Origin of the sequence: Brachybacterium atlanticum (genome assembly GCF_025669985.1) — a bacterium.
In the GTDB taxonomy this organism is placed as follows: domain Bacteria; phylum Actinomycetota; class Actinomycetes; order Actinomycetales; family Dermabacteraceae; genus Brachybacterium; species Brachybacterium conglomeratum.
The window spans coordinates 1-25971 of the sequence record NZ_JAKJJW010000033.1 but is presented as its reverse complement, the minus strand read 5'-3'; the positions used below and the strand labels follow the sequence as shown (position 1 = coordinate 25971).

Here is a 25971-nt window from a genome sequence, read left to right as displayed (position 1 = left end):
GCGCCCCGGGCCCCGGCCCCTCAGACGTTGTGGACCAGCGGTCCCGCCGGCTCGCGCCAGCCGGCGAGCACCTCGAGCATCCGGACCATCCGCACCGTCTCCCGCACGTCGTGGACCCGCAGGATCCGGGCGCCCAGGCGGATCGTCCACGCGGCCGCGGCGAGGGAGCCGGCGAGCCGCTCCTCCTTCGGCAGGCCCAGCGACTCGCCCACGAAGTCCTTCCGCGAGAGCGCCGCGAGCAGCGGCAGGCCGAGCGCGGCGTACTCGCCCCAGTCCCGCAGCACCTCGAGGGTCTGCTGCGTGTTCTTGTTGAGATCCGGGCCGGGGTCCAGCACGATCCGCTCCCGCGCGATGCCCGCCTCGAGCGCGCGCTCCAGGCGTGCGGCGAGGAAGTCCCGCACCTCCTCGACCACGTCCTCGTAGCGGGGCCGGGGGAAGGGACGGCGCGGCTCCGCGACCGAGTGCGTGAGCACGAGCGAGGCGCCGGCGCGGGCGACCTCGTCGGCCATCCGCGGATCGGACAGGCCCGTGGTGTCGTTGATCAGGTCCGCCCCGACCCCGAGCGCGGCGCGGGCGACCGAGGCGTGGAAGGTGTCCACCGAGAGCAGCACCTCGCCCGGCAGCTCGCGGCGCAGCTGCTCGATCACCGGGACCACCCGGGCGGCCTCCTCCGCAGGGTCCAGCGGGTCGCCGGGTGCGAACTTCACCCCGCCCACGTCGACGATGTCGGCGCCCTCCTCCGCGGCGCGGAGCCCCGCGGACACCGCCTGCTCGAGCTCCCAGGTGCGTCCCTCGTCGAAGAAGGAGTCCTGCGTGCGGTTGACGATCCCCATCACCAGCACGCGCCGGGAGGTGTCGGGCAGGGGGCGCGGCGTCGGAGCGCCCAGCCCGGTCCCGGGCTCGGGGGATACAGTGGCGAGACGGCTCGGAGGACGGCCCGCCGGACCCTCGTCATGCACGGTGTTCATGGTCCGTTCCTCTGCTGTTCGGGCGGCCGTCCCACATCTTTGAGCGTCGCCTGACCTGCACTACGTTAAGACTGCACACGGTATTGCACCACCCGGCGCCCGTGCCCCACGGGATCCGGGGACCTGGACTATTGGAGGACTTGCCCCATGAAGATCGTCGTCGCCGGTGGAGATGGGTTCTGCGGCTGGCCCACCGCCCTGTACCTCTCGCAGAAGGGCCACGACGTGACGATCGTGGACAACCTGGTGCGACGCGAGATCGACGTGGAGCTCGGCTCGAACTCCGTCACCCCCATCCTGCCGCTCGAGGAGCGGGTCGCGGCGTGGAAGGAGGTCTCCGGCAAGGACATCGAGGTGCGCATCGCGGACCTCACCGACTACGACGCCGTCGCGTCGGTCTTCCAGGAGATCCAGCCGGAGTCGTTCGTGCACTTCGCCGAGCACCGCTCCGCCCCGTACTCGATGATCGACCGCGAGCACGCGATCGAGAACCACCGCAACAACGTCGAGGGCACCCTGAACGTGCTGTGGGCGATCAAGGACTTCGCCCCCGACTGCCACCTCGTCAAGCTCGGCACCATGGGCGAGTACGGCCAGCCGAACATCGACATCGAGGAGGGCTGGATCGAGATCGAGCACAAGGGCCGCAAGGACCGCCTGCCGTTCCCGAAGGCCCCCGGCTCCTTCTACCACCTCACCAAGGTGCACGACAGCGACAACATCATGTTCGCCTGCCGCATCTGGGGCATCCGCGCCACCGACCTCAACCAGGGCGTCGTCTACGGCCTCGAGACCGACGAGACCCGCCTGGACCCCCGCCTGGTGAACCGCTTCGACTACGACGCGGTGTTCGGCACGGCCCTGAACCGCTTCATCATCCAGGCCGCGATCGGCCACGACCTCACCGTCTACGGCAACGGCTCCCAGACCCGCGGCTACCTGGACATCCAGGACACCGTGCGCTGCATCGAGATCGCCTGCGAGAACCCCGCCGACCGCGGCGAGTTCCGCGTCTACAACCAGTTCACCGAGCAGTTCTCCGTCAAGGAGCTCGCCGAGAAGGTGCAGAAGGTCGGAGGCGACCTGGGCCTGGACGTGAACATCGCCCCCACGGAGAACCCGCGCGTGGAGAAGTACGACCACTACTACAACGCGGTCAACACCAACCTCCTGGACCTCGGGCTGCAGCCGCACCTGCTCACCGACGAGCACCTCACCGAGGTGCTGAAGGTCGCGATGAACAACACCGACCGGGTCAAGCGCGAGCTGGTCATGCCCACCGTCACCTGGAAGTGAGCCCCGTTCCGTGAAGATCGCGATCGTCACGGAGACCTTCCTGCCCTCCGTCGACGGCGTGGTGACCCGCCTGCGCCACGCCGTCGAACGGTTCACCGACCTCGGCCACGAGGTCATGGTGATCGCCCCCGACCTCGGGGTCACCGAGCACCACGGGGCACGGGTGGTGGGCATCCGCCCGGTGACGCTGCCGTTCTACAAGCATCGGCGCTTCACCCTCCCCAGCCCCAACGTCGACGGCATCATCCGCGGCTTCCACCCGGACGTCGTCCACGCCGCGCAGCCCCTGCTGCTCGCCTCCTCGGGAGCCTTCGCCGCACGCCGGCAGAGGATCCCGCTGGTCGCCAGCTATCACACCCACATCCCCCGCTATCTGGACCTCTACCGGGCCTGGACCTGGGGCAAGCCCGCGGTGTGGTGGCAGATCAGGCGCAACCACGCGATGGCCGACATCAACATCGCCACCTCCGAGACCATGAAGCAGGAGCTCGCGCAGCACGGGATCGAGGACCTCCACGTGGTGCGCCGCGGCGTGGACACCGAGACGTTCCACCCCCGCTTCGCGAGCGAGGAGATGCGCTCGCGGCTCACCGGCGGGCACCCGGAGAAGAAGCTCCTGGTGTTCGTGGGCCGGCTCGCCGCGGAGAAGGAGATCCACACACTGCGCCCCATGATGGAGCGCCGCGACGACGTGGCCCTCGCGATCGTGGGTGACGGCCCCTACCGGGGCGAGCTCGAGGAGCTCTTCGCCGGCACGCGGACCACGTTCCCCGGCTTCATGGAGGGGGAGGAGCTCGCGAGCGCCTTCGCGAGCTCCGACGCCTTCGTCTTCCCCTCGGTCACCGAGACCCTGGGACTGGTGATCCTCGAAGGCATGGCCTCCGGGCTGCCCGTGGTCGCCGCCCGCTCGGGGCCGACGATGGAGCAGGTCACGGACGGGGTCGACGGCCTGCTCTACGACTCCGGCGACCAGGCGAGCCTGGACACGGCGCTCACCCGGCTGGGCGATGCGGAGCTGCGCGGGAGGATCCGGAAGGCCGCCCGCGCCGAGGCGGAGAGGTTCTCCTGGGAGAACGCCTCCGACGACCTGCTGCGCTACTACCAGATGGCGATCGAGAAGCACGGACGCAGCCATGACTGAGGCGGCGGCGGGCGGGCGCGAGGAGCGCACCCGCGCCGTCCCCACCGCACCGCTGCCTCGCCTGGAGCCGGTGACGCTCCGCGGGCACGGGATCCGTCTCGAGCCGCTCGCCGAGGCGCACGTCCCGGGCCTGCGCGAAGTTGTGGCCGACGGCGAGATCCACCGCCTGCCCTTCGCCCCGCACGTGCCCGCGCCGGAGGCGGTCGAGGGCTCCGTTGCCCGCCTCACGGCCGACGTCGAGGCCGGCACCCGTCTCGCCTGGGCCGTCGTCCGCGCGGCGGACGAGCAGGTGGTGGGGCTGACCACCTTCATGAACCTCGCCCTCGCCGACCGCGGCCTCGAGATCGGCAACACCTATCTCGCCGGCTCCGTGCACCGCACCGGGGTGAACACGGCCATGAAGCACCTGCTGCTCTCCCACGCCTTCGACGAGCTCGAGATGCTGCGCGTCGAGTTCCGCGTGCACCACCTGAACCTCGCCTCGCGCCGCGCCGTCGAGGCCCTCGGCGCGCAGCAGGACGGGATCCTGCGAGCCCACCGCATCCTGCCCGACGGCTCGGTGCGCCACACCGTCGTGTACTCGATCCTCGCGCCGGAATGGCCGGGGATCCGGGCCATGCTGGAGGGGCGGATCGCGCGCCGGCGCCACGGCTGAGCCTCGGAAAACCGCGTGACAGCACCGGTGGGCCGTGATCGGATGACGGGCATGGCCGATGTGCAGATCACCCCCGTCGACCCCGCCGACCGCGAGGCACTGCTGGCCTGGAACGCCCTGCTGCGCGACGGCTTCAACGCCGGGCGAGAGGCCGCCTGGTGGGCCGACGGCGAGTCCGTCCTCGCCCAGCACCAGGACCCGAAGCCCGGGCGCACCAGCGTGCTGCTCGTCGCGCGCCTCGACGGCGCCCCCGTCGGCGCGGCCGGGGCCGAGGTCGATCCCGGGAACCCCGCCGAGGTCGAGATCTCCGTGCTGCCGGGGCACCGCCGCCGCGGCGTGGGCCGCGCGCTCGCCGCCGCCGTCCGCGAGGCGCTCGCCGGGCACGCCGAGATCGTCCAGGCCGAGACCTACTGCGAGGCCGGGGTCGCCTTCGCCCTGGACCAGGGGATGCGGCTCGGGAACCAGGAGCACCGTCTGCTGCGCGCGATGCCGCTGGAACCGGGGCCCCTTGCCGGCGCCTCCCCGTCGTCCGGCATCGAGATCCGCACCTGGCACGGCGCCTGCCCCGAGGAGCTCGTGGAGGACTGGGCACGGCTGACCACGCAGATGGACGCCGACGTGCCCATGGGTGACCTGACCCGCCCCGCCTCCCGCGGCGAGGTCGAGGAGCTGCGCCGCAGCGAGCAGCGCATGGACGACCAGGGCTGGACCCTCGTGCGCGGCCTCGCGCGGCGCGAAGGGGTCGCGGTCGGCTACACCGAGATCCTCGTGAACCGCCACGATCCCGAGATCCTCACTCAGGACGACACCCTCGTGGACCGCGCCCACCGCGGCCGCGGCATCGGTCGGGCGCTCAAGCTCGCGAACCTCGAGAACCTCCGCGCCGTGCCCGAGGCCGCGCAGGCCCGCTGGATCCAGACGTACACCGCGCTCGACAACGTGCCGATGCTCGCCCTGAATCGCGCGCTCGGCTTCCGCGAGGCGGACGTGCTGAGCATCCTCGAGGGGGAGCTGCCGGCGGCCTGATCCCCGACGGATGCCGACACCGGGCCCTGTGGCGAGGTCGCACCACGATGCCCCACGTGTCCCCTTCGCACCCCGACTATGGCGGCTTATGACGCGATTCTGGCGCGCTCCCGACCCGCGCCGTCATAGTCGGAGTCATGACCAGCACCGCCACCGAGCCCGGCACGCGCACGGGCAGCAGCGTCCCGGAGCCCGCGGCACCCGCCGCCCGGCGCAGCGCGCCCGACGGCGTGCGGCTGGACGGCGTGGCCCGCTCCTTCTACACCCCGCAGGGCCGTCACGACGTGCTGCGCGGCCTCGACCTCGAGCTCCGCTCCGGCGAGATCCTCGCCGTCGTCGGCCCCTCCGGCTGCGGGAAGTCGACCCTGCTGCGGCTCATCGCGGGCCTGGACCGGCCCAGCGCCGGTGCGCTGCGCACCGCCCCGCCGTCGAGGGCTTCAAGCAGTCCGTGCAGGAGGCCGGCGCCTCCACCAAGGACGGCAAGGGCATGTGGGCGGACTCCTCCTTCGAGGACCTCGTCCAGTACAACGACGGCTTCAAGACCCGTCTCATCGGCACGCCCGAGGAGCCGCCGACCGCATCATCGAGTACAAGAAGATCGGCGTGAACCTGCTGCTGACCTGCTACCTCCACTTCCAGGAGGAAGACGCCGCCTTCGGCCGGGACGTGATGCCGATCGTGCGCGAGAAGGAGAAGGACCTCGCCCGTGCCCACGGCACCGAGCTGAACACCGACATGCTGTCGATCGCCCCCGGCGTCTCCACCGAGGAGGCCGCGGCCGCGACCGCCGAGACCCTCCCGGCCGATCACCCCGCGAAGGTCGGTGTCGCTGCGTGAGCCAGGAGACCCTCGAGAGCCGGGCCCCGGCTCCGTGTTCGCCCTCGGCGTCCGGCCGACGGGGGAGCACGCGAGCGCCGAGGACGAGGCGGCCGCCGCGATCGCCGAGGCCGGGGGCCTTGACGTGGTGATGGACCGCTGCGTGAAGATCGAGCACGCCCGCTTCCACGGCGGGCTGCACCTGGCCGGGTTCAACACCGGCGAGATCACCTCCCGCAAGCAGCGGGTCAGCGCGCGGCGCTGAGCGTACGCTCGGAGATCAGGCGCGGGTCGGGGAGCACCCCGGCCCGCGTTCTGCTGTCCGGGGGCATGAGCCCCGGGGCCCGGCACCGCTCACCCCTCGACGCGGAGTCCCAGGTGCGCGGCGAGGAGGGGAGCGAGCGCGGTGACCTGTGCGGAACCGAGCGTCGCCCCCGCCAGCCCCTCGAGGTTCGCGATCGACCCCATCTCCAGCCCCCGCAGGTCCACGTCCTCGAGCCGCGCGTGGGGCAGGGCGACGGAGCCGGCGCGGCAGTTCACGAAGGCGACGCGGGAGGCGGTGACGGCGCCGAGGTCGAGCTCGTCGATCGTGCAGTCCTCGAAGAGCACGTCCTCCAGGGTCGAGGAGCGCAGGTTGATCCAGTCGAACTTGGTGCCGGTGATGCGGGTGGAGCGGATCTCGGCGTCGTAGACGTCCAGCGCCCCGATCCGCGAGCCGACGAGCTCGACGTCGCGCCAGGTGGAGCGGGTCGCATCCAGCACCGGGGCGTTCAGGCGCTCGATCCGGGTCTCGAGCAGCCGGGCGTGCTGGAGCACGGTGGTGTGCGCGGTGACGTCGAGCAGCTCGCACTCGGTGAAGGTCGCGCCGGTGAGGTCCGCCCCGGTGAGATCGGCGCCGACCAGGCGCAGGCCGTCGTGCCGGTCCCGGGCGTTCAGCTGCGCGGCATCCGCCTCCTCGAGGTCGGGCAGGACCAGGCGCTCGAGGACGGGCTGGCGGGTGGTGGTGCGACGGCGCATGGGGTCCTCGGATCGACGGCGGGCGGTCGTCCTCGAGGGTACGGGGAGGGGGAGACGCTCCGGCAGGATTCGAACCTGCGACCCACTCCTCATGAGGGAGCTGCTCTACCGGGCTGAGCTACGAAGCGGTGTGCGGTGGGTGCCGACGGGACCAGCCTGCGGGACCAGCCTGCGGGACCGGTCCGGCGGTGTCGAGCGCGCTGTCATCTGCCGTCGCATTCGGTTCGTCCCGGGCGTGACCGTTCCTCCACACAGGGTGGTTATCCACATTTCTGGGTGAATTGTGGTGACGAGGGGCGAGAATGCGGAAGAGATTTTCTGAGGGGGAGGTGCATTTGCGCGTTGGACTCGCACTGCCTGGGCGGATGTGCGAGACGGTGTGGATGGAGAGGGGTGGCTGTTCCTCCCCGCTCGACGTTATCCACATTCTCTCTAAGGTCTGTCGTTTGTCGGTGGGGGTCGGAAGAATAGGGCCATGACTCTCGCAGTGCAGGACCTCGGCGCGACTGCTGATGATCCCCACCAGCAGCTGATCGACGCCGTGCGTGCGGGAGGTCCCGGAGCGCTCGCCGAGGAGCTCGGCGACCGTGCCCATGTGCTGAGCGCCCTGACCGGGTTCCCGCAGGAGCTGTTCACGCCCGCGGACCCGTCGGCCGAGGCGTTCCGCGACGTGATCGGCAGCCTGCATGCCCTGCGCAGCGCGATCGACGCGCTCGAGACCCGTGCCGTCGTCGCGCTCGCCGACTCCCTTACCCTCCGCAGGCAGGCCGAGGCGAGGGCAAACGCCGCGCAGGAGGCGGGGGAGGAGCCGCCGCCCGCGCAGCTCCTGCGGGCGGCCTCCCGCGAGGCGGCCCGCGAGGTCTCGATGCTCACCCGCCGCTCCCCGGCCGCCGCCTCGAACTCGCTCGCGGCCCGGCGCCGGCTGGTGGCGGACATGCCGGTGATGCTCTCCGCGCTCGCGGACTCCCAGGTCACGACCGAGGACGCCTATCGCACCGCCCGCTCCTTCGCCCCGCTCACCCCGGCCCAGCGCCGCGAGGCGGACCGGCTGCTGGGGGAGCGCCTGCCCTATCTCGACGGCGCCGGCTCCGAGGAATGGGACGACGCGCGCGCGGCAGCGATCGCCCTCGCGGATCCGGACGGCGAGGCGCGCCGCCACCAGCACGCCAAGCGGAACCGGCATGTGCGGGTGCGTCGCGGCGAGCACGGCATGGCCACGGTCACGGCGCACGTCACCGCCCTGGACGCCGCCCTGATTCGAAAGCGCCTCACCCTCGAGGCCGAGCGCCTGCGCGCCGCCGGCGACCGCCGCGGCCACCAGGCCATCCAGGCCGACACCTTCGTCGACACCCTTCTCGGCCGCAGCGAGAGCATGGAGCCGGTGACCCTGGACATCGGCGTGATCATCACCGACCACGTGCTCCTGGACCCCGGCACGGGTGACCTCGCCCAGATCGAGGGCTACGGCACCGTTCCCGCCGAGACGGTGCGCGAGTCCCTGCGCGGACCGCTGGATGCACTGATCGGCGACGCCGACAGCGGCGACGAGGCGCTCGGGCCCGACGGTCCGGCGCTGCGCGCCGTGCTGCGACGTCTGTACGAGCACCCGAGGGCCGAGGAGCTCGTCGGCGTCGAGTCCCGGGCGCGGGCCTTCCCGCCTGCGCTCGCCCGCTTCATCCGCCTGCGCGACCGGACCTGTCGCGGCCCTCACTGCAGCGCCCCTACCCGCCACATCGACCACATCCGGCCCCACGCCGCCGGCGGCCGCACCTGCCTGGACAACGGACAGGGAGCCTGCGCGTACTGCAACGACAAAGAGCAGCAGCTGGCGAGCGTGGAGCGGGTCGGGGATCCGGCGGTCGACGGGCACGTGGTGGAGTGGACGACCCGGCTCGGCACCACCCGACGGACCCGCTCGGCACGGCTCAGCGCGGCAGAGAACGAGAGGCAGGATCCTCCGTCGTCGAGCGAGCCGGACGACGTCGAGCCGCCACCGCACCGCCCGTGTTGAGGACGGCCGGGCGGAGGATCAGGGGAGGTCGAAGGTCGTCCACCGCGTGCCGTCGAAGGCGAGGACCCCTTCGCGCGAGCTCAGGCAGGACAGCACGTCCTCCGCAGAGGACCAGACCATGCTGTCCACCCCGGACTCGACCTCGATCTCGTGCCGGGACTCCTCACTGCTCTCCCGGTCCCACAGCAGCAGCTCCTCGTCGGCGTGCAGCGCGACGCGGTGCCCCGGCCCCACCGCGAGATCCGCGAACCAGGTCGAGGTGGTCACGGGCCCCTCGGCCACGGAGCCGTCCGTCCCGACCGTCATGAGCGCTCGCGGCTCGTCGGCGACCACGATCAGGGCGCCGTCCGCCGCATGGTCGAGCGCGAAGACGATCCCCGGCACATCCTCGAGGACCTCCGTCCGCCGGCCCGTCGTCGGGTCCCAGAGCGTCGGAGGATTGTCCCCATCGCCGTCGCTGGAGGTCGAGGTGGCGCCGACGGCCAGGGAGGAGCCGTCGGGCGAGTAGCTGAGATCCCGGTTGTGCCGCGGTCCGGTCCGCAGGACGTGCCCGCTGCCGCAGGACTCCGGGTCCATGTCCCATAGGCGCACGGTCCTGTCCGACCCCGAGGACGCCAGCTGCGTGCCGTCCGGGCTGAACGCGAGATCGAGGATCGCAGCGGTGTCGCCGCGCGGCAGCTCGTGCCCGAACAGGGTGCGCTCGAGCGTTCCCTCGAGATCGACGATCGAGACCAGACGGCCGTCGCCGATCGCCAGGCGGTCCCCGTCGGGGTGCCAGGCGAGCCTGCCCAGCATCGGAGGGCGGAATCTATGGATCACCGCCCCGGTCCCCGGATCCCAGAGGACGATGCCCCTGGTCTCGGCGTGCTCAGGATCCTGTGGGAAGCCCATCTCGCAGGCCGCGAGCGTCGAGCCGTCGGGGGAGATCGTGAGGGTCGAGGACATGAACAGCAGGGACTCGTCGAACGGGACGGGATCCACGATGACGCCCTCTGGCACCGTCTCGTACGCCTCCTCGGGGATCTACTCGGAGGGGTCTATGCAGATGCCGGGGCTTCCCGACCCGGGCAGGGGCGGGAGACCGCCCGAGCATCCTGCGAGCGCCAGGGCGCCGGGGAGGGCGGTCGCGCCCAGCAGCAGGCGTCGGCGCGAGCAGTCCGTCATCGTCATCCCCCCTTCGTCCCCATGGTCGCGAGCCGCTGCACGCCGTCGTCCGAGCGCGTGACCGGGCTGGTCATCGTGCCTCGATGCTAGGAGCGTTGCGCGGAGACGGCCATGGGGAGCGCTCCCCATGCCCGGCCTCGCCGGCGCGGCGCCCCGGCCCATCGGGACTCACGGCAGCTCGAACTGCCGCCACTCCGTCCCGTCCCAGGCGGAGATCCCCTCCGACTCGCTCAGCGTGAACAGCGTCGTCTCGTCCGGCGACCAGCAGATCCTCTCCAGGAGCGACATCTCGAGCGTCTCCTGCTCGTCGCTGTCACGATCCCACAGCCGGAGGGTGCCCGATGCGCTGAGCACTGCGACCCGGGATCCCGTGCCGACGGCCAGATCCCTGAACCGTGCCGCGTCCACCGGCGGGCCCGTGCTCGTCGATCCGTCCGGCGCGTTCACGGCGAGCGAGGATGGGTCGTCGAGCACTTGGACCAGTGTGCCGTCCCCGCTGTACCCGAGCCCGAGCACCGTCCCCTCGACACCGTCGAGGACCTCCTCCCGCCGGCCGCTGTGCGGATCCCACAGCCCGGTCGGCCTCCCGCCCTCGTCGGCGTCCGTCAGCGCGACGCCGCCGACGGCGAGGCGGGCGCCGTCGGGCGAGAACGCCACGGTCCTCTGCCGACGGGTCCCCGGCGAGAGGGCCCGGGTGCCGGTGCAGCTGTCCGCGGAGGTCGAGTACAGCCGGACCGCGCCGTCGCTCGCCGAGGCCGCCAGCAGCGATCCGTCCGGGCTGTAGGCGACGTCGAGGATCCGCGCGGCAGTCCCACGAGGCTCCGCATTGCCCACGAGGTTCCGCAGCAGCGAGCCCTCGACATCCACCTCCGCGACGTGGAGGGCGTCGCCGACCGCGAGGCGCGATCCGTTCGGGTGCCAGGCCAGCGGCCCGACGGCGCGGGGCTTCAGCCGGCGCACGATCTCCCCGGTGCGCGTGTCCCACAGCAGCACGCCGTGGGGGTCGGCGAGGTCGAGCTCGTAGCGGTCCGGGGCCTCGCAGGCGGCGATCAGCGTGCCGTCGGGGGAGACGGCGGGACTCTGGTCCTCGAAATAGCGCCCCTCCCGCGGCATCTTGGGCCGGACGCGGGCACCTCGTGGCAGGCGGGGCGGCTCCGGCTCCGGCACCTCCTCGTCCGGTCCGAGGCAGCTGCCCACCTCGGGGCTGCTCCCGCAGCCGGGCAGCAGCAGCGCCGCCGGCAGGGCCGCAGCCCCGAGCAGCCAGCGGCGTCGCGGCAGCGCGAGCCTGCGACGGGAGAGGATCATGGCATCACCGCCTCGAAGGGGAACCGGGGAGCGGTCTCAGCGCAGGGACGCTCACGAGATGACCGGGACGCCGGCATCGAGCTGGTACTGCCGGAGCTCCTCGGGAGTGATGCCCTCGACGAACTCATCCCCCTCCTCGAAGGCATCCTCCTCGAGCGGCTGTTCCCGGTACGCCTCGTACTCCTCGTCCCAGGCGTCCTTCTCCGACTGCGGGGCGTCCTCGCCCGGCTGGTCCTCCGGGAATTCCGTGTAGTCCTTGTCGTTCTCGCGCCAGGCCTCGATCTCCTCCTTGGTGACCCCGTACTCCTCCTCGATGCGCTCGTACTCCGCGGCGCTGTGGTCCTCCCGCCAGAATTGCCATGCGGGAGGTTCGTCGGTCTCCTCGATCCAGTTGTCCTGTGCGGCATGGCGGGCCTCGTGGACGGCGGTGTTGAGGGAGTCCGGGTCCTCGAGGGACGTGCTGTCGATCTGGATGTGCTCCCCGCGCAGGGGATGCCGGATGTCGAACTCGTACCAGATGCCGGCTGCTCCGTCTTCCGACAGATCGTCGAAGTAGACGGGCACGTCGTCGACACCCTGACGCTCGAGCTCCTGGGCGACGATCTCCTGGAGGACCCGCTTCTGCTCAGGCGGGTCCATCGCGGTCCAGGCGTCGGCGACCTCCTGGCTCACCGTCCCGTCCCCGTCGCCGCCGGCGCGGCGGCCGCGGCCCGATGCGCTGCCGGAGGAGCTGACCCCGCTGCTGCTGCTCTCACCCCTGCCGTTCTCGTCCTGCGAGGCGCTCTCCTGCTGCTCCGCCTCCTCTTCGAGCAGCGTCGCGGCGGTCTCGAGCGCGGTGCACTGCTCGCGCAGCAGCCGCGATGCACCGGTGCTCCAGTCCGCGCGGAAGCGGTCCGCATCCGGCCCTCGCCAGATCGCCTCGCTCGCCCCCACGAGTGCAACGAGCAGGTCGCGCCGCTCCTCGAGCCGTTCACCGGCAGCGCGCAGGCGCTCGGCGTGAGCCTCGCCCTGCGCGGTATCCATGCCGATGAGCCCCATGGCCTCCCCTTTCGTTCCGTCCCGGGATCGACACTAGGGGACGTCGCCGGTCGGCGACATGGGGAGTCCTCCCCTGTGGACGGAGCTCAGTTCTCCGGGGCGTCTCCGGCCTCGTCCTCCTGCGCGGCGGCCGACGGGGCGAGCCAGAGCAGTCGGAACCACACCTCGTCGCCGTCCTCGAGGGTGTGGACGTCGAACTGTCCGCGCTCGTCGGAGACCTGCCGCTGGGCGGTCGGGCGCTGCGAGGAGGCGCGCAGGATGTCGTACTCGTCCTCGATGCGGAGCACGGAGCACGGCTCCTCCTCGGAGCCGCTGCCCGAGGCCGCGATGCTGTCGAGCGCGAGCCGGGAGAACTTCGCCTCGATGCGGCCTGCCCCGGCATCGCCCAGCTCGGTGAGCGCCTTCGCGAGGTAGCCGTGCGTGGACGGGCTCAGGAGCGCGCCGGGCATCCACGAGCGGATCAGGTCGACGATCTCCTGGTGCTTCCCGTCGCGCAGCAGCGGGACCACCGCCCGGGAGACGGAGAGCAGGGGGTCGTAGCGGGGAGCCGCCATGATCCCGGCCTGCAGGTCGTGAAGACCTTCGGGCGTCGGGTCCAGGGCGTAGGCCTCGACGAGGTCGTTCAGGGACATCGTGCGTCCTTTCGCTGGTCAGATGGGAGAGCCGTGGAGGCGGACAAGGTCCATGATGGTCGACGCGTCCGGAGCGTCAGGGCGTTTCGAAGCTGCTCCAGGACTCGCCGCCGGACCAGGCGACGACGCCCTGGGACGGGGAGGCGCTGTACAGAGTCCTGCCGTCGGGGGAGAACACGAGCCGGCCGGCGGATCCGCGCACGACGGGGAGCTCGACGGTCTCGTCGGTCTCGCGCTCCCAGAGCAGGACCCGGTTGTCGCCCCGGCCGACGGCGGCGACACGTCCCCCCGCCCCCGCGGCCACCCAGTACGGGCCCTCCGCGGAGAGAGCCGGTCCGGTGGCCACCTCGCCGGACGGGGTCAGGGCGTGGAGGGCGCGCTCCCCGTCGGCGGCGAGGATCAGCGTGCCGTCCTCGGCGTGCGCCAGCCCGGCGACCGTCCCGGGGAGGTCCGGCCCGGCGCCCGTGCGCGTCCCGGCGTGCGGGTCCCAGAGCTCGACCGTGCCGTCCTCGGCGCAGAGGGCGAGCGTGTCGTCGGCCGGGGAGAGGCTGAGCGCGATCACCGTGCCGAGCTCCGCAGCGATCTCGTGCTCGACCTCGCAGGTCTCGTCCTCGAGGTGCCAGACCGTGACGCGTCCGTCGGCGCCCAGCACCACGCGGCGGGTGCCGTCGGCGGTGAGGGCGAGATCGCCGACCCGATTCCCGATCCGGGGGCCGAAGGGCTCCTCGCCACCGGTCAGCACCTTCAGCACCTCGCCGTCCGCCTCGCGGAGCTCGACGGTCGTGACGCCGCCGATCGCGAGCCGTCCGCGGGAGTCCGCGGCGATCGCACCGACCAGGCCGTTGTCGTGCCGTTCGAGGATCGTGCCGTCGGCGGTGCTCCACACGACGGTCCCGAAGGTGTCTGACTCGCCGAGCATCAGCGCGTCCGAGGTCTGCTGGGCGGCGATCCGTTCCCCGCCCGCGAACAGGGCCGGTCCGTACTCCGACAGAGGCCGGTCCGGGATCGCCTCGTTCTCCGGGCCGGCGTCCGCGCGCGCGGGCGGCTCGGGGCGCTCCCGGCGTGACGCGTCCTCGTCCGACAGGCAGCGATCCGGCGACGCGACCGTCTGCGTCTCCCCCGATCCGTCGGCGGTGACCGGGTCCTGCGAGGGTCCGTCGCCGCCGGGGAAGGATCCGCAGCCGACGAGGGAGAGCGCCGCGGGCAGCAGGCTGGCACCGAGCAGTCTCCGGCGGCTGGGGGAGGGGGTCATCGTCGCTCCTCGTGATGGTCGGTGTCAGGACACTCGGCACTGCTCATCAGAGTGTTCCTCATCGGACCCCTGCCCGCTCCTCGTATCGGTCGAGGTCCTCCATCGTCAGCTCCTCGGAGAACTCTGCCCCGGCGTTCCGGGCATCGACCTCGACGGACCTGTCGAAGTAGGGATCCTTCTCCTCCTCGGAGGCCTCCCAGTGCTCACGCCAGGAGTCGATCTCCTCCCTGGTGAAGCCGTGCTCCTCCTCGAGGCGCTCGTAGTCGTCCGCGGTGGAATCCACGCCGGGCAGCCAGTCCCAGAACCCGGGCTCAGTGTCCTGCTCTGCCTCCCACTGTGCGGCGTGACGGGCCTCGTGAGCGAGGGTGTGCAGCAGACGCGGGGTGTCCAGCACGCTGCCGTTGATCGAGATCGCGTGTACGTCCTCGCCGAACGACCACAGGCCGTTCCCGTCGGTCAGGTCGAAATCGATGGGCACGTCCCCGATCCCGTACTGCTCCAGCTCCTCCTCGATGATCGCCCGGGCGACCGCCTCACGGTCCTCCTTGCTCATCGACTCCCAGCGCTCGGCGACCTCCGGATCGACCTTGCCGTAGTACGGCTCCTCGCCCGGTGCATTGGGACCGTCCTGTGCCGAGGGGCCCGTCGCCGACCCGGCCTCGTCGCCCGCGCCGGAGGAGCCAGCCGCCCCGTCGCTCTCGGAGGCGCTCTCCTGCTCGTCACGGTGCTGCGACAGCTCGCCGCTGCGAGCGGCCAGATCACCTGTGGCGGTGCGGAGCGCCTGCGCCGTCGAGCCCTACAAGGCGCGGAATGCCTCTGCATCGGCACCGATCCAGAACTCCGAGCTGCGCGCGACGGCCGAGCCCAGCTCCTCGGCCAGCTGCTCCAGCTGCTGAGCGCCGGTGTCGATGCGCTCTGCCTGCGCCGAGGCCTGGTCGGTGCTCATGCCGATGAAGGTCATGGGATCCCCCGTCTCGTCCCGCGTGCGGTTCCGTGCCCCCTCGGCACGGTGCGATCTGTCGCGTCACGCGTCGTCGGTCCGATGGTAGAGCGAGCCCTGCACGAGAGCGATGGGGAGAACTCCCCGGGCCATGCACCGCGTGACGTCCCGCGCTCTCAGCCCCGCGCCGCCGCCTTTGCCGCCGCCGGCAGCACCGCCGCGATACGGTCGAGGACCTCGTCGGTGTGGGCGGTGGAGACGAACCACGCCTCGAAGGCCGAGGGCGGCAGGTACACCCCGCCCTCGAGCATCGCGTGGAAGAAGCGGGTGAACGCCTCGGTGTCCTGCGCCTTCGCGTCCTCGTAGGTCGTGACGGGCTCGCCGCGGAAGAACACCGAGAACAGGGTGCCGGCGGTCTGGACCACGTGGGGGACGCCCTCGGCGGTCAGCGCGTCGGCGACCAGCTGCTGCAGCGTCCTCGAGGCCCGGCCGAGAGTCTCGTAGGCCGCGTCGTCGAGCCCGGCGAAGGTCGCGAGCCCCGCCGCGGTCGCGAGCGGGTTCCCCGAGAGGGTGCCGGCCTGGTAGACGGGGCCGGCCGGGGCGAGCAGGCCCATCAGGTCCTCGCGCCCGCCGAAGGCGCCGACGGGCAGGCCGCCGCCGATCACCTTGCCGAAGGTCATCAGGTCCGGCGCCCAGTCCTCGCCGGTGCCGCGCGGCCCGTCGACCCCGTAGTGCCCCTCAGGGCTCGCGCGGAAGCCGGTGAGCACCTCGTCGCTGATCAGCAGCGCGCCCGCGGCGTGGGCGGTGTCGGCGAGGAAGCGGTTGAAGCCGACGCCGTCCTCGGCGAGCGGCGGGACGACGCCCATGTTCGCGGGCGCGGCCTCGGTGATGATCGCGGCGATCTCACCGCCGCGCTCGGCGAACAGGGACGTGACGGCCTCGCGGTCGCCGTAGGTCAGCACGACCGTGTCCTTCGCGGTCGCGGCGGTGACGCCGGCCGAGCCGGGCATGGCGAAGGTCGCGACCCCGCTGCCCGCCTCGGCCAGCAGCGCGTCCACGTGCCCGTGATAGCAGCCGGCGAACTTCACGACCACGTCGCGGCCGGTCGCGGCGCGGGCCACGCGCAGCGCGCTCATCGTCGCCTCGGTGCCGGAGTTGACCAGGCGCAGCTGCTCGACGGGGCCGATCCTGCGCACGACCTCCTCGGCGAGGGTGACCTCCCCGGCCTGCGGAGCGCCGAAGGACAGGCCGCGACCGGCCGCCTCCCGCACCGCCTCGACCACGCCTTCATGGGCGTGGCCGAGGATCATCGGGCCCCAGGAGCCGACCAGGTCGACGTACTCGTTCCCGTCCGCGTCGGTGAGCAGCGCGCCCTTCGCGCTGGTGAGGAACGGGGGCGTCCCGCCGACGGAGCCGAAGGCGCGCACGGGCGAGTTCACGCCGGAGGGGATGACGCGGCGGGCGCGGTCGAAGAGATCGGCGGAGAGGGTGGTCGTGGGGGTCATGCGGGGCTCCTCTGCGGGTGGGCGGGGGACGACGGGCGATGATGCGGTGCCGGGCCGGAGCACGGCGGGCGCGCCGACAGGCGCGGGCCGGACTGCGGCTCAGGCGAACTCGCGCAGGTGCGGGGGCAGGCCCTGCTGGAACCAGCCCGCGACCTCGCTCGCGTAGTAGGTCAGGACGCTCGAGGCGCCGGCGCGGCGGAAGGCCAGCAGCGACTCGAGGATCGTGCGGTCGCGGTCGATCCAGCCGTTCGCCGCGGCCGCCTCGATCATCGCGTACTCGCCGGAGACCTGGTAGGCGCCGACAGGGACGGGGGAGGCGGCGGCGACGTCCTTCAGCACGTCGAGATAGGGCAGGCCGGGCTTGACCATGACGAGGTCCGCGCCCTCGGCGACGTCGAGCTCCAGCTCGCGCAGCGCCTCGCGGCCGTTGGCGGGATCCTGCTGGTAGGTGCGTCGATCGCCCTGCAGGGACGAGTCCACGGCCTCGCGGAACGGGCCGTAGAAGGCGGAGGCGTACTTCGCGGTGTAGGCGAAGAGCGCGGTCTCGAGATGACCTGCGCCGTCGAGCGCATCGCGGATCGCGGCGATCTGGCCGTCCATCATCCCCGACGGCCCCAGCAAGTGCGCCCCGGCCTCGGCCTGCGCGAGGGCCATCTCGCGGTAGCGCAGGAGCGTCGCGTCGTTGTCGACCCGGCCGTCGGCGTCGAGCACGCCGCAGTGGCCGTGGTCGGTGAACTCGTCCAGGCACAGGTCGGCCATGATCACGGTCTGATCGCCGAGCTCCGCGCGCAGGCGGGCCAGCGCCCGGTTCAGGATCCCGTCCGGGTCGGTGGCGCCGGAGCCGACGGCGTCCTTGTGCGCGGGCACGCCGAAGAGCATCACGCCGCCCACGCCGCGCTCGGCCGCTTCGGTCGCGGCGCGGACCAGGGAGTCCATGGTGTGCTGCTCGACGCCGGGCATCGAGGTCACGGGCTTGTTCTCGCTCGCGCCCTCGCGCACGAACATCGGCAGCACGAGGTCGGCGGGGCGGAGGGCGTGCTCCCGCACCAGGGAGCGCATCGCGGCGCTGCTGCGCAGGCGGCGAGGGCGGTCGATCGGTCCGGGGAGGGTCGGCTGGGTCATCGGGTCTCCTTCGATCGGGGGCGCGTGGGGTGGGCGGCCGACGGGGCGGGGCCCGCAGGGGCGGGGCTCGACGGGGGCGTCTCGTGCGGCGCCGCGTCGAGCGCCTCGAGGACGGCCGCGACGAGCGCCTGGTCGGTCGGGGCGGCGGCCTGGTGGAGGGGGCCGAGGCCGGCGGCGCGGACGGCCACGGCGGTCGGGTCGCCGATGGCGATCACCGCGGTGGCGGGGTGCACGCCGAGCTCGGCCGCGCGTCGGGCGATCATCGGGCTGGTCAGCACGATCGCCGCGTACCGCCCGGCGGCCAGGGACTCCGCGACCGCCGGGGGCGGGTCGACGGGCTCGGGACGGTAGGCCTCGACCTCGACCACCTCGTAGCCGGCCGCACGCAGCCCCTCGGGGACGGTGCGGGAGGCGGCGGCCGAGGCGGGCAGCAGCACTCGGTCGCCAGGGGCGGCGGGCGGCATCGCGGCGACGAGCGCCGCACCGGAGCCGTCGGCCACGGCGGTCGGGGAGAGGCCCGCCGCCCGCAGGGTCCGGGCGGTGCCCCCTCCGACGGCGATGATCGCCGTCTCGAAGGCGGCCTCCGCCCCGGCGAGGACCTCGGCGGCGGTGCGGGAGGTGACCACGAGGTGCGTGAACGCGCCCTCGGCGAGCTGCTCGAGGGCGGATTCGAGCTCTTCGCCGGTGCTCGGGACGAGACGGGTCAGCGGGGCGTGCTCGGCCGCGAGGCCCTCCGCCTCGAGCAGGCTCGCGAGACGCTCCCCCCGCCCCGCCGGGCGCGTGACCAGCACGGGCCCGGCGGCGCGGGGCGGGGCGGAGGCCATCTCTGCGGAGGGCATCAGGCGCGGACCTCCGCGAGGATCTCGCCGGCGCCGCGGGAGAGCAGGTCCGCGGCGAGCTCCTGGCCGAGCTCGACCGGGATCGAGCCCGGCCCGGAGAGCGCATCGGCGGCGAGGTCCAGGTCCACCCGGGCCTCGCCCTCGACGACATGCGTCCCGTCGGGACGGATCGCGAGGGCGCGCAGGCGCAGGACCTGCGCGGCGGCGGGATCCGTGCCCGGCTCCAGCTCCGCGTACGCGGCGACCGGGGCGGAGCAGCCCGCCTCGAGCGCCCGCAGCAGGGACCGCTCTGCCGTGACCGCGGCGCGGGTGGTCGCGTCGTCGACCGCCTCGAGACGCGCGGCGAACCAGGGCCCCTGCGCGAGCGCGGCGGTGGTCGCCTCGACCGCGAGCGCGCCCTGGGCGGGGGCCGGAAGCATGACCTCGACGGGCAGGAGCTCGCTGATCACGGCCTCTCTGCCCACGCGGCGCAGCCCCGAGGCGGCGAGCACCACGGCATGGAGGTCCGCGTCCTTCCCGAGCGCCCGGTTCAGGCGGGTCTCGACGTTGCCGCGGATCCCCACGACCTCGAGGTCGGGCCGCGCCCGCAGCAGCTGCGCGCCGCGTCGCGGGGAGCCGGTGCCCACCCGCGCCCCGGCCGGGAGCTGAGCGAGGGTCATCCCGTCACGGGCGCACAGGGCATCGCGCGGGTCCTCCCGCTCCGGCGTGCAGACCAGCGTGATCTCGTCCAGCGGCGCGGTGGGCAGGTCCTTCCAGGAATGGACCACCACGTCGACCTCGCCGTCCAGCAGCGCCTGCCGCACGGCGGTGACGAACACGCCGGTGCCGCCGATCTGGGCGAGGGGGCTGATGCGGTCGCGGTCGCCATGGGTGCTCACGTGCACCAGCTCGACCTCGTGCCCGGTACCCTCCACGACCGCGGCGCCGACGTGCCCGGACTGCGTGAGCGCGAGATCGGAGGCGCGGGTGCCGATCCGCAGCGAGGACGCGGTCACGAGAGGGATCCTGTGCCCGCCTGGCCGTCGCCGGCCGTGGCGCGGCGCTCGGCCCGGGCCCGCTCGACGTCCGACGCGGAGTCCACCGCGCTGGTGGTGGGACGGCAGATGCGTCCTGCGCAGCAGTTCACCCCGCACACGTCCGGGGTGCCCCCGAAATCCGTGACCACCCGTCGCGGGAAGGACTCGTCCAGCCGCTCCTGGACGAGATCCGCGAGGGCGGCGATGAAGCGGGGATCCTCCCCGGAGGTGGCGACGCGGCGGAAGGCGAGGCCCTTCTCCTCGGCGGTCTCCTTCGCCTCCGTGTCCAGGTCCCACACGACCTCCACGTGGTCGGTGACGAAGCCGATGGGGACGACGACGACCGCATCGGCGGAGTCCTCCTCGGCGAGCCGGGCGATGACGTCGTTGACGTCCGGCTCGAGCCACGGGATGTGCGGGGCCCCGGAGCGGGACTGGTAGACGAGCTGCCAGTCCGGGAGCTCGGGGACGTCGTCGTGCAGCTGGTCCATCACCCATCGGCAGGCGGCGAGATGCTGCTCGACGTACCAGCCGCCGGAGCCCTCGACCCGCGTCTCCTCCGGCCCGGAGGCCTCGGCCATCGCCGTGGGCACCGAGTGGGTGGAGAAGAGCACCGCGATGCGCTCGCTGTCGTGGCCCTCGGAGGCGAGGCTCGCCAGGGCGGCCTCGACACCGTCGACCACCGGCGCGAGGAACCCGGGGTGGTTGAAGTAGACGCGGACCTTGTCGATGGTGACCTCGCCGGCCAGACCGGTCTCCTCGAGCACCATGCCGAAGTCCTCCCGGTACTGCCGGCAGGACGAGTACGAGGAGTACGCGCTGGTGACGAGTCCGAGTGCGTGGCGGTGGCCGTCGGCGTGCAGGGCGCGGACGGCCTCGGCGTTGTAGGGCGCCCAGTTGCGGTTTCCGAAGTAGATCGGCAGATCCACGTCGCGGCGGGCGAGCTCCTCCTCGAGCGCGGCGATCATCGCCTCGTTCTGCGCGGTGATGGGGCTGCGTCCGCCGAGAGCGCGGTAGTGGCCCGCGACCTCCTCCAGCCGCTCGTCGGGGATCCCGCGCCCGCGGGTGACGTTGCGCAGGAAGGGGATGACGTCCTCCTGCCCGTCGGGGCCGCCGAAGGAGGAGAACAGGATCGCGTCGAAGGGGCGGGCCTCGCCGCGCCGCGTATGGGTGGGGGAGTCGGGGGCCGCGGTGCGCGGCGCGGGCATCTGGGTGGTGGTGTCGGTCATGATGTGGTCCTCGGTGAAGGTCGTGCGGGCAGGGAGTCGTCCGGGATCAGGCCAGGAGTGCGGCGACGTCCTCGAGGTCCTCGAGGCGGCGGCCGGTGTGGAAGGGGAGCTCGTCGCGCACGTGCAGGCGCGCATCGGAGTAGCGCAGGTGGCGCATCATGTCGACGAGGTCGTGCAGATCATCGGCCTCGAAGGAGAGCAGCCACTCGTAGTCGCCGAGTGCGAAGGCCGCGACGGTGTTGGCGTTCACCTGCGGGTAGTCGCGGCCCAGCAGGCCGTGCTCGCGCAGCATGCGGTTGCGCTCCTCGTCGGGCAGCAGGTACCACTCGTAGCTGCGCACGAAGGGGTACACGGTGATCCACTGCTTGCGCTCGAAGCCCGGGACCATGAACGAGGGGACGTGGCCCTTGGCGAACTCGGCCATGCGGTGCACGCCCACCGATGCCCACTCGCGGTGCAGCCAGGTGCCGGCCAGGGAGCGCTCGAACTCGCGCAGGCCGCGCTGCAGAGCCTCGGGGTCCTCGGCGGCGAGCCACAGCATCAGGTCGTCCTCGGCGCGGAAGCCGGAGACGTCGTAGAAGCCGAGGATCTCGACTCCTCCATCGCCGGCAGACTCGATCAGCGGGACCGTCTGGGCGAGCGCCTCGGCGACCTGGGCGGCGGTGAGCTCGCCGTCCTCGGTCAGGCCCGAGAGGCGGCGGAACACGGTGTAGCTCGTGTACCGGGTGGTCTGCGCGATCTCCTCGGGGGTCGAGGCGGCGGCGTCGTTCATCGTGGGGTTCCTTCCGTGGGAGCGGTGGGAGAGATCGGGGTGGTCTGCGGGGCCTGCGCGGCGGCGGCGCGGGCGTCGTCGGCGCGGACGATCGCGTCGAGGCCGGTGCCGGCCCGCCAGGAGCCGACGAGCTCGAGGTCGTCCCGCGCCTCGAGCAGACTCGCGAGCGCGTCGAGTGCGGCGCGGTGGCCGGGCCGGGGCCGGCGCATCGCCCGGTCCCAGTCGATCACGGCCCAGTCCGCGAGCCGGGAGCGGGTTAGCGGGGTGCGGAGGATCGCGGAGGCGTCGGCGAGGGCGAGGTCGACGATCTCCTCCCGCCCCGGCAGCTGCTCGCCGGGACGGCCGTAGGAGAGGCGCACCAGGTGCGGGGAGGCGGCCGACGGGAGGGCCTCGCGCAGCGCGCGCTCGACGTGCTCCCACTTGGCGCTCGCATGGGTGAGGGCCTTCGCGCGGATCCCCGGGGTGCCCGGCGCGACCAGTGCACCGGTCCCCGAGGGATGGGAGTCCAGGGCGGGGGCGTCCAGCACCAGGGCGACCAGCCGCACCGCGGCCGACGGCGTCTCCGGGATCGCCTCGGCGATCTCCGGCGCGGCCCCGGCGAGCAGGGCGCGCGCGGTGTCGGGAGGGCAGGCGAGCACGAGGCGGTCGGCCTCGAGCTGCTCACCGCGGGCGGTGCGGGCCCGCCACAGCTCGCCCTCGCGGTCCAGGCCCGTGACCTCCACGCCGGTGCGCACGATCCCGCCCGCGGCGAGCAGCTCCTCGCGGATCGCCGCGGGAAGGGCCGCCATGGTCGGGGCGAGGGCGTGCACACGGGTCCCGGCGCTCGCGACTGTCGTGCGGCCGGCGTCGCCGCGTCGTCCCCCGCCGCGCAGGCGGCGCACGGTCCGCACCAGCGAGCCGTGCTCGAAGAGGCCCGTCGCGAGCTGCGGGGAGGCGGCGGCGAGCTCGAGCTCGGCCGGATCGGCGGAGTGCACCCCGCCGACGATCGGGGCGACGAGCCGCTCGAGCGCCCGTCGGCCCATCCGGCGTCCCACCGTCTCGGCGACGGTCGCCCCGGGCCGTGCGCCGACGCGGGCGGGCAGCAGGGGCTCGAGCGCCGCGCGCAGCGCCCCCGGCCAGCCGAGCACAGCGCGGACGTCGGCGGCGAGCGGTCGGCCGGGCACCCCGAGCAGGGCGCCGGCCGGGGCGCGGTGCACCCCGGCGGCGGAGACGATCCGGCTGCCGAGCCCCTCGCGCGGGGAGACGACCCGATCTGCGAGCCCGAGCTGAGCGACCAGCGCGTCGACCGCGCCGGAGGCGGTCGAGTACGCCTCCGCGCCCGCGTTCAGGGCGAGGTCGCCGGCGCCCGGGAGGGCGAGCTCCGCGACCGCACCGCCGAGGCGGTCCTCGGCCTCGAGCAGCACCACGCGGTGTCCCGCGCGCTGGTGGCGTCGGGCGGCGAGCAGCCCCGCGAGGCCGCCGCCGACGACGAGGATCCGGGCGCTCATGCCTCGGGCGCCTCCGCGGTGCGCGCGACGCGCTGGGAGTGGAGGAAGGCGACCAGGTCGGTGAGGACCTGCGGGTCCGTGTCCGGCGGGACGCCGTGGCCGAGGTTGACCACGTGCCCGGCCGCGGCCGCGCCCGCCTCGAGCACGCCGCGCGCCTCCGCGAAGCGCGCCTCCTCCGAGGTGAACAGGACCGCGGGGTCGATGTTGCCCTGCACCGGGGTGTCGGCGGGGAGGACCTCCAGCGCCCGGTCCAGGCGCAGGCGGTGGTCCACGCCCATCGCGGTCGCGCCGGCGCCGAGCATCGGCAGCAGCAGGTGCGCGGCGCCGACGCCGAAGTGGATCCGCGGCACCGGCAGGTCCGCGACGTGGGCGAGCGCGGCGGCGGAATGGGCCTGGACGTGCTCGAGGTACTGCTCCTGCCCGAGCGCTCCCACCCAGGAGTCGAACAGCTGCACCGCGGAGGCGCCCGCGAGGACCTGGGCCCGCAGGAAGCGGCCCGACAGCTCCGCGACCCAGGTCGCCAGGCGCTCCCACAGGTCCGGGCGCGAGCGCATCAGCGCGCGGGTGCGCAGGTGGTCACGGCTGGGGCCGCCCTCGACCATGTAGCTCGCGACGGTGAAGGGGGCGCCGGCGAAGCCGATCAGGGGCGTGGTGCCGAGCTCCGCCACGGTCAGGCGCACCGCCTCGCGGATCGGGGCGAGCGCCTCCTCGTAGTCGTCGCCGAGCGAAGGCAGCGCCTCGATGTCGGCCTCGGTGCGCACGGGATGGTCGAAGACCGGGCCGACGCCCGAGCGGATCTCGACGCCGAGCCCGGCGAGGCGTGCGGGGACGACGATGTCCGAGAAGAAGATCCCGGCGTCCACGCCGTGGCGGCGCACCGGCTGGAGCGTGATCTCCGCGGCCATGTCGGGGCGGACGCAGGAGTCGAGCATCGTGGTGCCCTCCCGCAGCGCCCGGTACTCGGGCAGCGAGCGGCCCGCCTGACGCATGAACCACACGCTCGGTGTGTCGCTCCTCACGCCGCGCAGCTCCTGCAGCAGTGAGGCGTCGGCCACGCCGCCGTCGACGGCGCAGCGGCGCGCGGGATGCTCCTCGGGGAGCGATCCGGGGCCCGTGGAGGGGTGCGCGGAAGGGGTCTCGGCAAGGGGTGCGGCAGCGGTGGCGAGCCCGGGGCCTGCGGCGTTCCCGGATGCTGACAGGTGTCGCGATCGATCTGACGCACCGTCGGCAAAAAGGGGCTCTGACATGGGGTTCTGGTTCATGACGCCCCCATTGTGCACACAATCGCGCGCGGCGTCGCCAGACAGGTACCCCGGGGGTGGAGCGACGGGCGGACGTGCCTAGACTGAGGATCATGCTCGCTGCTCTCCGTGCCTCCCACGAGCATCTCGACCTCGAGATGATCGACGCCCTGACCCGGGGTGCGGAGTCCCTGCCCGAGGCGCTCGAGGAGCTGCAGGCCGAGCGCGCCGAGGCCGTCGGCGCCCCGCCCGTCGTCTCCGGAGCGGTGGTGCTCAGCACCTGCAACCGGCTCGAGGTCTACCTCGACACCGAGCGCTTCCACGAGGGCGTCGAGCTCGTGATCGAGGCGGTCTCCCGCACCAGCGGCCTGGACCGCGAGGTGGTCTCCCTCTGCTTCGACGCCGCGATGGACGCCCCCGTCCCGCAGCACCTGTTCGAGGTCACCTCGGGGCTGCGGTCGATCGTGATGGGCGAGGCCGAGATCTCCGGCCAGGTGAAGCAGGCCTACGAGACCGCGCGCCGCGCCGGGCGCACCACCTCGATGCTCCACGACCTCTTCCAGCACGGCTTCCGCTGCGCCAAGAGCGTCGCCACCCAGGCCCCCGTCGGCGCCGCGGGTCGCTCCGGCGCCTCCGTCGCGCTGGACCGCGCCGAGATGCAGCTCGGCGGCTTCGAGGGCCGCAGCGTGCTGATCGTCGGCACCGGCGCATACGCCCGGCTGGGGCTGTCGGAGCTGGCGCGCCGCGGCGTCTCCCGCCTGCAGGTCTTCTCGCCGTCCGGGCGGGCAACGGGCTTCGCCGAGCGCCACGGCGCGGAGGCCGTCGAGGCCGAGGGGCTCGAGCGGGCCCTGCGCGAGGCCGACCTGGTGCTGGCCGCCTCCGGCCGCGGCACCTCGCTGTTCCCCGAGCTGTTCCTGAACGCGGGCCGCACCGTCGTGCTCGACCTCGCGCTGCACTCCGACCTCCACCCCCTCGTGCGCCACCTCAAGGGCATCACCGTGCTGGGGCTGGAGGACCTGCGCCGGGAGGACCCGGACGGCGAGGACCCGGCGCTGGTGACCGCCCGCGGCATCATCGCCGAGAACGTCGAGGCCTTCCGCCAGCAGCAGGAGGTGCGCCGCATCGACCCGGCGATGGCCGCCCTGCGCCGCGAGGTGTTCGACGCGGCCGACGGGGAGATCGACCGCCTGCGCCGCGACGTCTCCGGGGAGACCGCCGACCAGCTCGAGCGCTCGGTGCGCCGCATCCTCGCCAGGGTCATGCACCAGCCCGCCGAGCGGGCCCGGCACCTGGCCGAGACCGGCTTCGCCGACGAGTACGTCTCCGCTTTCCACACGATCTTCGGGATCGACATCTCCGCCGCGCAGGGTGTCGAGGACTCGCCGGTGCCGGCCGCGCCCGGAGCGGTCGAGCCCGTGCCGGCCGGCTGGATGCGCGTGGACCGCACCGTCCCGCCCGGCCCCGCCGACCTCGCGGGCCTGGCGGGGGCGGCCGCCCTC

General features: G+C 73.3%; 23 protein-coding genes, 1 tRNA gene and 3 pseudogenes. 9 read left to right on the top strand and 18 right to left on the bottom strand.

The genetic code is table 11. The annotated features are described in order from the left end of the window. Positions 1-20: 20 nt before the first annotated feature. Positions 21-968 carry a dihydropteroate synthase gene (gene folP, locus L3K22_RS13795; RefSeq protein ID WP_263311892.1) on the bottom strand — a complete coding sequence of 316 codons (948 nt, stop codon included), beginning with the start codon at positions 966-968 and terminating at the stop codon, positions 21-23. A gap of 147 nt (positions 969-1115) precedes the next feature. Between folP and L3K22_RS13790 the strand changes: the two genes are divergently transcribed. The 7 genes and pseudogenes from L3K22_RS13790 to L3K22_RS13760 all read left to right on the top strand — a co-directional run. After that, on the top strand, positions 1116-2264 hold the full coding sequence (locus L3K22_RS13790) for an NAD-dependent epimerase/dehydratase family protein (RefSeq protein ID WP_263311891.1): 1149 nt from the start codon (positions 1116-1118) through the stop codon (positions 2262-2264). Between the two features lie 10 nt (positions 2265-2274). Then, positions 2275-3405 (top strand): glycosyltransferase, encoded by a 1131-nt coding sequence (locus L3K22_RS13785; protein ID WP_263311890.1) that lies wholly within the window; start codon positions 2275-2277, stop codon positions 3403-3405. Beyond that, complete coding sequence (locus tag L3K22_RS13780) at positions 3398-4060, top strand: GNAT family N-acetyltransferase (RefSeq protein ID WP_263311889.1); 663 nt, start codon at positions 3398-3400, stop codon at positions 4058-4060. The genes L3K22_RS13785 and L3K22_RS13780 overlap by 8 nt, the downstream gene beginning before the upstream one ends. A gap of 51 nt (positions 4061-4111) precedes the next feature. Continuing rightward, positions 4112-5086 (top strand): GNAT family N-acetyltransferase, encoded by a 975-nt coding sequence (locus tag L3K22_RS13775; RefSeq protein ID WP_263311888.1) that lies wholly within the window; start codon positions 4112-4114, stop codon positions 5084-5086. 137 nt (positions 5087-5223) lie between these two features. Further along, positions 5224-5445 (top strand): annotated as a pseudogene (locus L3K22_RS16785) (ABC transporter ATP-binding protein); the annotation flags it as partial. A gap of 53 nt (positions 5446-5498) precedes the next feature. Continuing rightward, positions 5499-5923: pseudogene (locus L3K22_RS13765) on the top strand (dimethylsulfone monooxygenase SfnG); the annotation flags it as partial. Positions 5924-6008: 85 nt separating this feature from the next. Continuing rightward, positions 6009-6167: pseudogene (locus L3K22_RS13760) on the top strand (CoA-binding protein); the annotation flags it as partial. Between the two features lie 89 nt (positions 6168-6256). Here the strand turns inward: L3K22_RS13760 and L3K22_RS13755 are convergent. Together L3K22_RS13755 and L3K22_RS13750 are read right to left on the bottom strand one after the other, a co-directional pair. Then, complete coding sequence (locus L3K22_RS13755; protein WP_263311887.1) at positions 6257-6919, bottom strand: pentapeptide repeat-containing protein; 663 nt, start codon at positions 6917-6919, stop codon at positions 6257-6259. 54 nt (positions 6920-6973) lie between these two features. Next, positions 6974-7047: transfer RNA gene (locus tag L3K22_RS13750), tRNA-Met, on the bottom strand. A gap of 347 nt (positions 7048-7394) precedes the next feature. Between L3K22_RS13750 and L3K22_RS13745 the strand changes: the two genes are divergently transcribed. Beyond that, a complete protein-coding gene (locus tag L3K22_RS13745) occupies positions 7395-8930 on the top strand; it encodes an HNH endonuclease (RefSeq protein ID WP_263311886.1) in 1536 nt (511 codons plus the stop codon). Positions 8931-8948: 18 nt separating this feature from the next. On the opposite strand, the gene L3K22_RS13740 is transcribed toward L3K22_RS13745, so the two are convergent. The 15 genes from L3K22_RS13740 to hemE all read right to left on the bottom strand — a co-directional run bounded on the left by L3K22_RS13740 (position 8949) and on the right by hemE (position 24286). Next, positions 8949-9929, bottom strand: a complete 981-nt coding sequence (locus L3K22_RS13740) for a WD40 repeat domain-containing protein (protein WP_263311885.1) — start codon at positions 9927-9929, stop codon at positions 8949-8951. 333 nt (positions 9930-10262) lie between these two features. Further along, a complete protein-coding gene (locus L3K22_RS13735) occupies positions 10263-11399 on the bottom strand; it encodes a WD40 repeat domain-containing protein (protein ID WP_263311884.1) in 1137 nt (378 codons plus the stop codon). Between the two features lie 51 nt (positions 11400-11450). Beyond that, positions 11451-12437: a WXG100 family type VII secretion target gene (locus L3K22_RS13730; protein ID WP_263311883.1), complete on the bottom strand. Its 987-nt coding sequence runs from the start codon at positions 12435-12437 to the stop codon at positions 11451-11453. 86 nt (positions 12438-12523) lie between these two features. Beyond that, a complete protein-coding gene (locus L3K22_RS13725; RefSeq protein ID WP_263311882.1) occupies positions 12524-13069 on the bottom strand; it encodes a DUF4919 domain-containing protein in 546 nt (181 codons plus the stop codon). A gap of 76 nt (positions 13070-13145) precedes the next feature. After that, positions 13146-14321: a WD40 repeat domain-containing protein gene (locus L3K22_RS13720; RefSeq protein ID WP_263311881.1), complete on the bottom strand. Its 1176-nt coding sequence runs from the start codon at positions 14319-14321 to the stop codon at positions 13146-13148. 58 nt (positions 14322-14379) lie between these two features. Beyond that, entirely contained in the window at positions 14380-14874 is a 495-nt protein-coding gene (locus L3K22_RS13715; protein WP_263311880.1) for a hypothetical protein, read from the bottom strand. Between the two features lie 243 nt (positions 14875-15117). Next, the gene (locus tag L3K22_RS13710) at positions 15118-15282 is read right to left on the bottom strand and encodes a hypothetical protein (RefSeq protein ID WP_263311879.1); all 165 of its coding nucleotides are present in this window, start codon (positions 15280-15282) and stop codon (positions 15118-15120) included. A 155-nt stretch (positions 15283-15437) separates the two neighbouring features. After that, complete coding sequence (gene hemL / locus L3K22_RS13705; protein ID WP_263311878.1) at positions 15438-16766, bottom strand: glutamate-1-semialdehyde 2,1-aminomutase; 1329 nt, start codon at positions 16764-16766, stop codon at positions 15438-15440. Positions 16767-16865: 99 nt separating this feature from the next. After that, positions 16866-17888: a porphobilinogen synthase gene (hemB, locus tag L3K22_RS13700; protein ID WP_263311877.1), complete on the bottom strand. Its 1023-nt coding sequence runs from the start codon at positions 17886-17888 to the stop codon at positions 16866-16868. Next, the gene (locus L3K22_RS13695) at positions 17885-18727 is read right to left on the bottom strand and encodes a uroporphyrinogen-III synthase (protein WP_263311876.1); all 843 of its coding nucleotides are present in this window, start codon (positions 18725-18727) and stop codon (positions 17885-17887) included. The genes hemB and L3K22_RS13695 overlap by 4 nt, the downstream gene beginning before the upstream one ends. Next, on the bottom strand, positions 18727-19722 hold the full coding sequence (gene hemC, locus L3K22_RS13690) for a hydroxymethylbilane synthase (protein WP_263311875.1): 996 nt from the start codon (positions 19720-19722) through the stop codon (positions 18727-18729). Before hemC ends, L3K22_RS13695 begins: the two co-directional genes overlap by 1 nt. After that, complete coding sequence (locus L3K22_RS13685) at positions 19719-20972, bottom strand: ferrochelatase (protein WP_263311874.1); 1254 nt, start codon at positions 20970-20972, stop codon at positions 19719-19721. Before L3K22_RS13685 ends, hemC begins: the two co-directional genes overlap by 4 nt. Before the next feature lie 46 nt (positions 20973-21018). Next, positions 21019-21744, bottom strand: coding sequence for a hydrogen peroxide-dependent heme synthase (gene hemQ / locus L3K22_RS13680; RefSeq protein ID WP_263311873.1), 726 nt, complete (start codon positions 21742-21744; stop codon positions 21019-21021). Then, complete coding sequence (hemG, locus tag L3K22_RS13675) at positions 21741-23231, bottom strand: protoporphyrinogen oxidase (protein WP_263311872.1); 1491 nt, start codon at positions 23229-23231, stop codon at positions 21741-21743. The genes hemQ and hemG overlap by 4 nt, the downstream gene beginning before the upstream one ends. Further along, positions 23228-24286: a uroporphyrinogen decarboxylase gene (gene hemE / locus L3K22_RS13670; protein WP_263311871.1), complete on the bottom strand. Its 1059-nt coding sequence runs from the start codon at positions 24284-24286 to the stop codon at positions 23228-23230. The genes hemG and hemE overlap by 4 nt, the downstream gene beginning before the upstream one ends. A 299-nt stretch (positions 24287-24585) precedes the next feature. On the opposite strand from hemE, the gene L3K22_RS13665 reads away from it, so the two are divergent. Then, on the top strand, positions 24586-25971 hold a 1386-nt coding region (locus L3K22_RS13665), incomplete at its 3' end, for a glutamyl-tRNA reductase (protein WP_263311870.1).

Excerpts from the sequence above, each read along its gene's own strand:
- L3K22_RS13695 (WP_263311876.1), bottom strand. The coding sequence starts at position 18,727 with ATGCCCTCCGCAGAGATGGCCTCCGCCCCGCCCCGCGCCGCCGGGCCC.
- L3K22_RS13745 (WP_263311886.1), top strand. The coding sequence starts at position 7,395 with ATGACTCTCGCAGTGCAGGACCTCGGCGCGACTGCTGATGATCCCCAC.
- L3K22_RS13720 (WP_263311881.1), bottom strand. The coding sequence starts at position 14,321 with ATGACCCCCTCCCCCAGCCGCCGGAGACTGCTCGGTGCCAGCCTGCTG.
- L3K22_RS13790 (WP_263311891.1), top strand. The coding sequence starts at position 1,116 with ATGAAGATCGTCGTCGCCGGTGGAGATGGGTTCTGCGGCTGGCCCACC.
- hemG (WP_263311872.1), bottom strand. The coding sequence starts at position 23,231 with ATGAGCGCCCGGATCCTCGTCGTCGGCGGCGGCCTCGCGGGGCTGCTC.
- L3K22_RS13780 (WP_263311889.1), top strand. The coding sequence starts at position 3,398 with ATGACTGAGGCGGCGGCGGGCGGGCGCGAGGAGCGCACCCGCGCCGTC.
- L3K22_RS13775 (WP_263311888.1), top strand. The coding sequence starts at position 4,112 with ATGGCCGATGTGCAGATCACCCCCGTCGACCCCGCCGACCGCGAGGCA.
- hemB (WP_263311877.1), bottom strand. The coding sequence starts at position 17,888 with ATGACCCAGCCGACCCTCCCCGGACCGATCGACCGCCCTCGCCGCCTG.
- hemL (WP_263311878.1), bottom strand. The coding sequence starts at position 16,766 with ATGACCCCCACGACCACCCTCTCCGCCGATCTCTTCGACCGCGCCCGC.
- L3K22_RS13755 (WP_263311887.1), bottom strand. The coding sequence starts at position 6,919 with ATGCGCCGTCGCACCACCACCCGCCAGCCCGTCCTCGAGCGCCTGGTC.
- hemQ (WP_263311873.1), bottom strand. The coding sequence starts at position 21,744 with ATGAACGACGCCGCCGCCTCGACCCCCGAGGAGATCGCGCAGACCACC.
- L3K22_RS13725 (WP_263311882.1), bottom strand. The coding sequence starts at position 13,069 with ATGTCCCTGAACGACCTCGTCGAGGCCTACGCCCTGGACCCGACGCCC.
- L3K22_RS13685 (WP_263311874.1), bottom strand. The coding sequence starts at position 20,972 with ATGACCGACACCACCACCCAGATGCCCGCGCCGCGCACCGCGGCCCCC.
- L3K22_RS13715 (WP_263311880.1), bottom strand. The coding sequence starts at position 14,874 with ATGAGCAAGGAGGACCGTGAGGCGGTCGCCCGGGCGATCATCGAGGAG.
- folP (WP_263311892.1), bottom strand. The coding sequence starts at position 968 with ATGAACACCGTGCATGACGAGGGTCCGGCGGGCCGTCCTCCGAGCCGT.
- L3K22_RS13735 (WP_263311884.1), bottom strand. The coding sequence starts at position 11,399 with ATGATCCTCTCCCGTCGCAGGCTCGCGCTGCCGCGACGCCGCTGGCTG.
- L3K22_RS13730 (WP_263311883.1), bottom strand. The coding sequence starts at position 12,437 with ATGGGGCTCATCGGCATGGATACCGCGCAGGGCGAGGCTCACGCCGAG.
- L3K22_RS13710 (WP_263311879.1), bottom strand. The coding sequence starts at position 15,282 with ATGACCTTCATCGGCATGAGCACCGACCAGGCCTCGGCGCAGGCAGAG.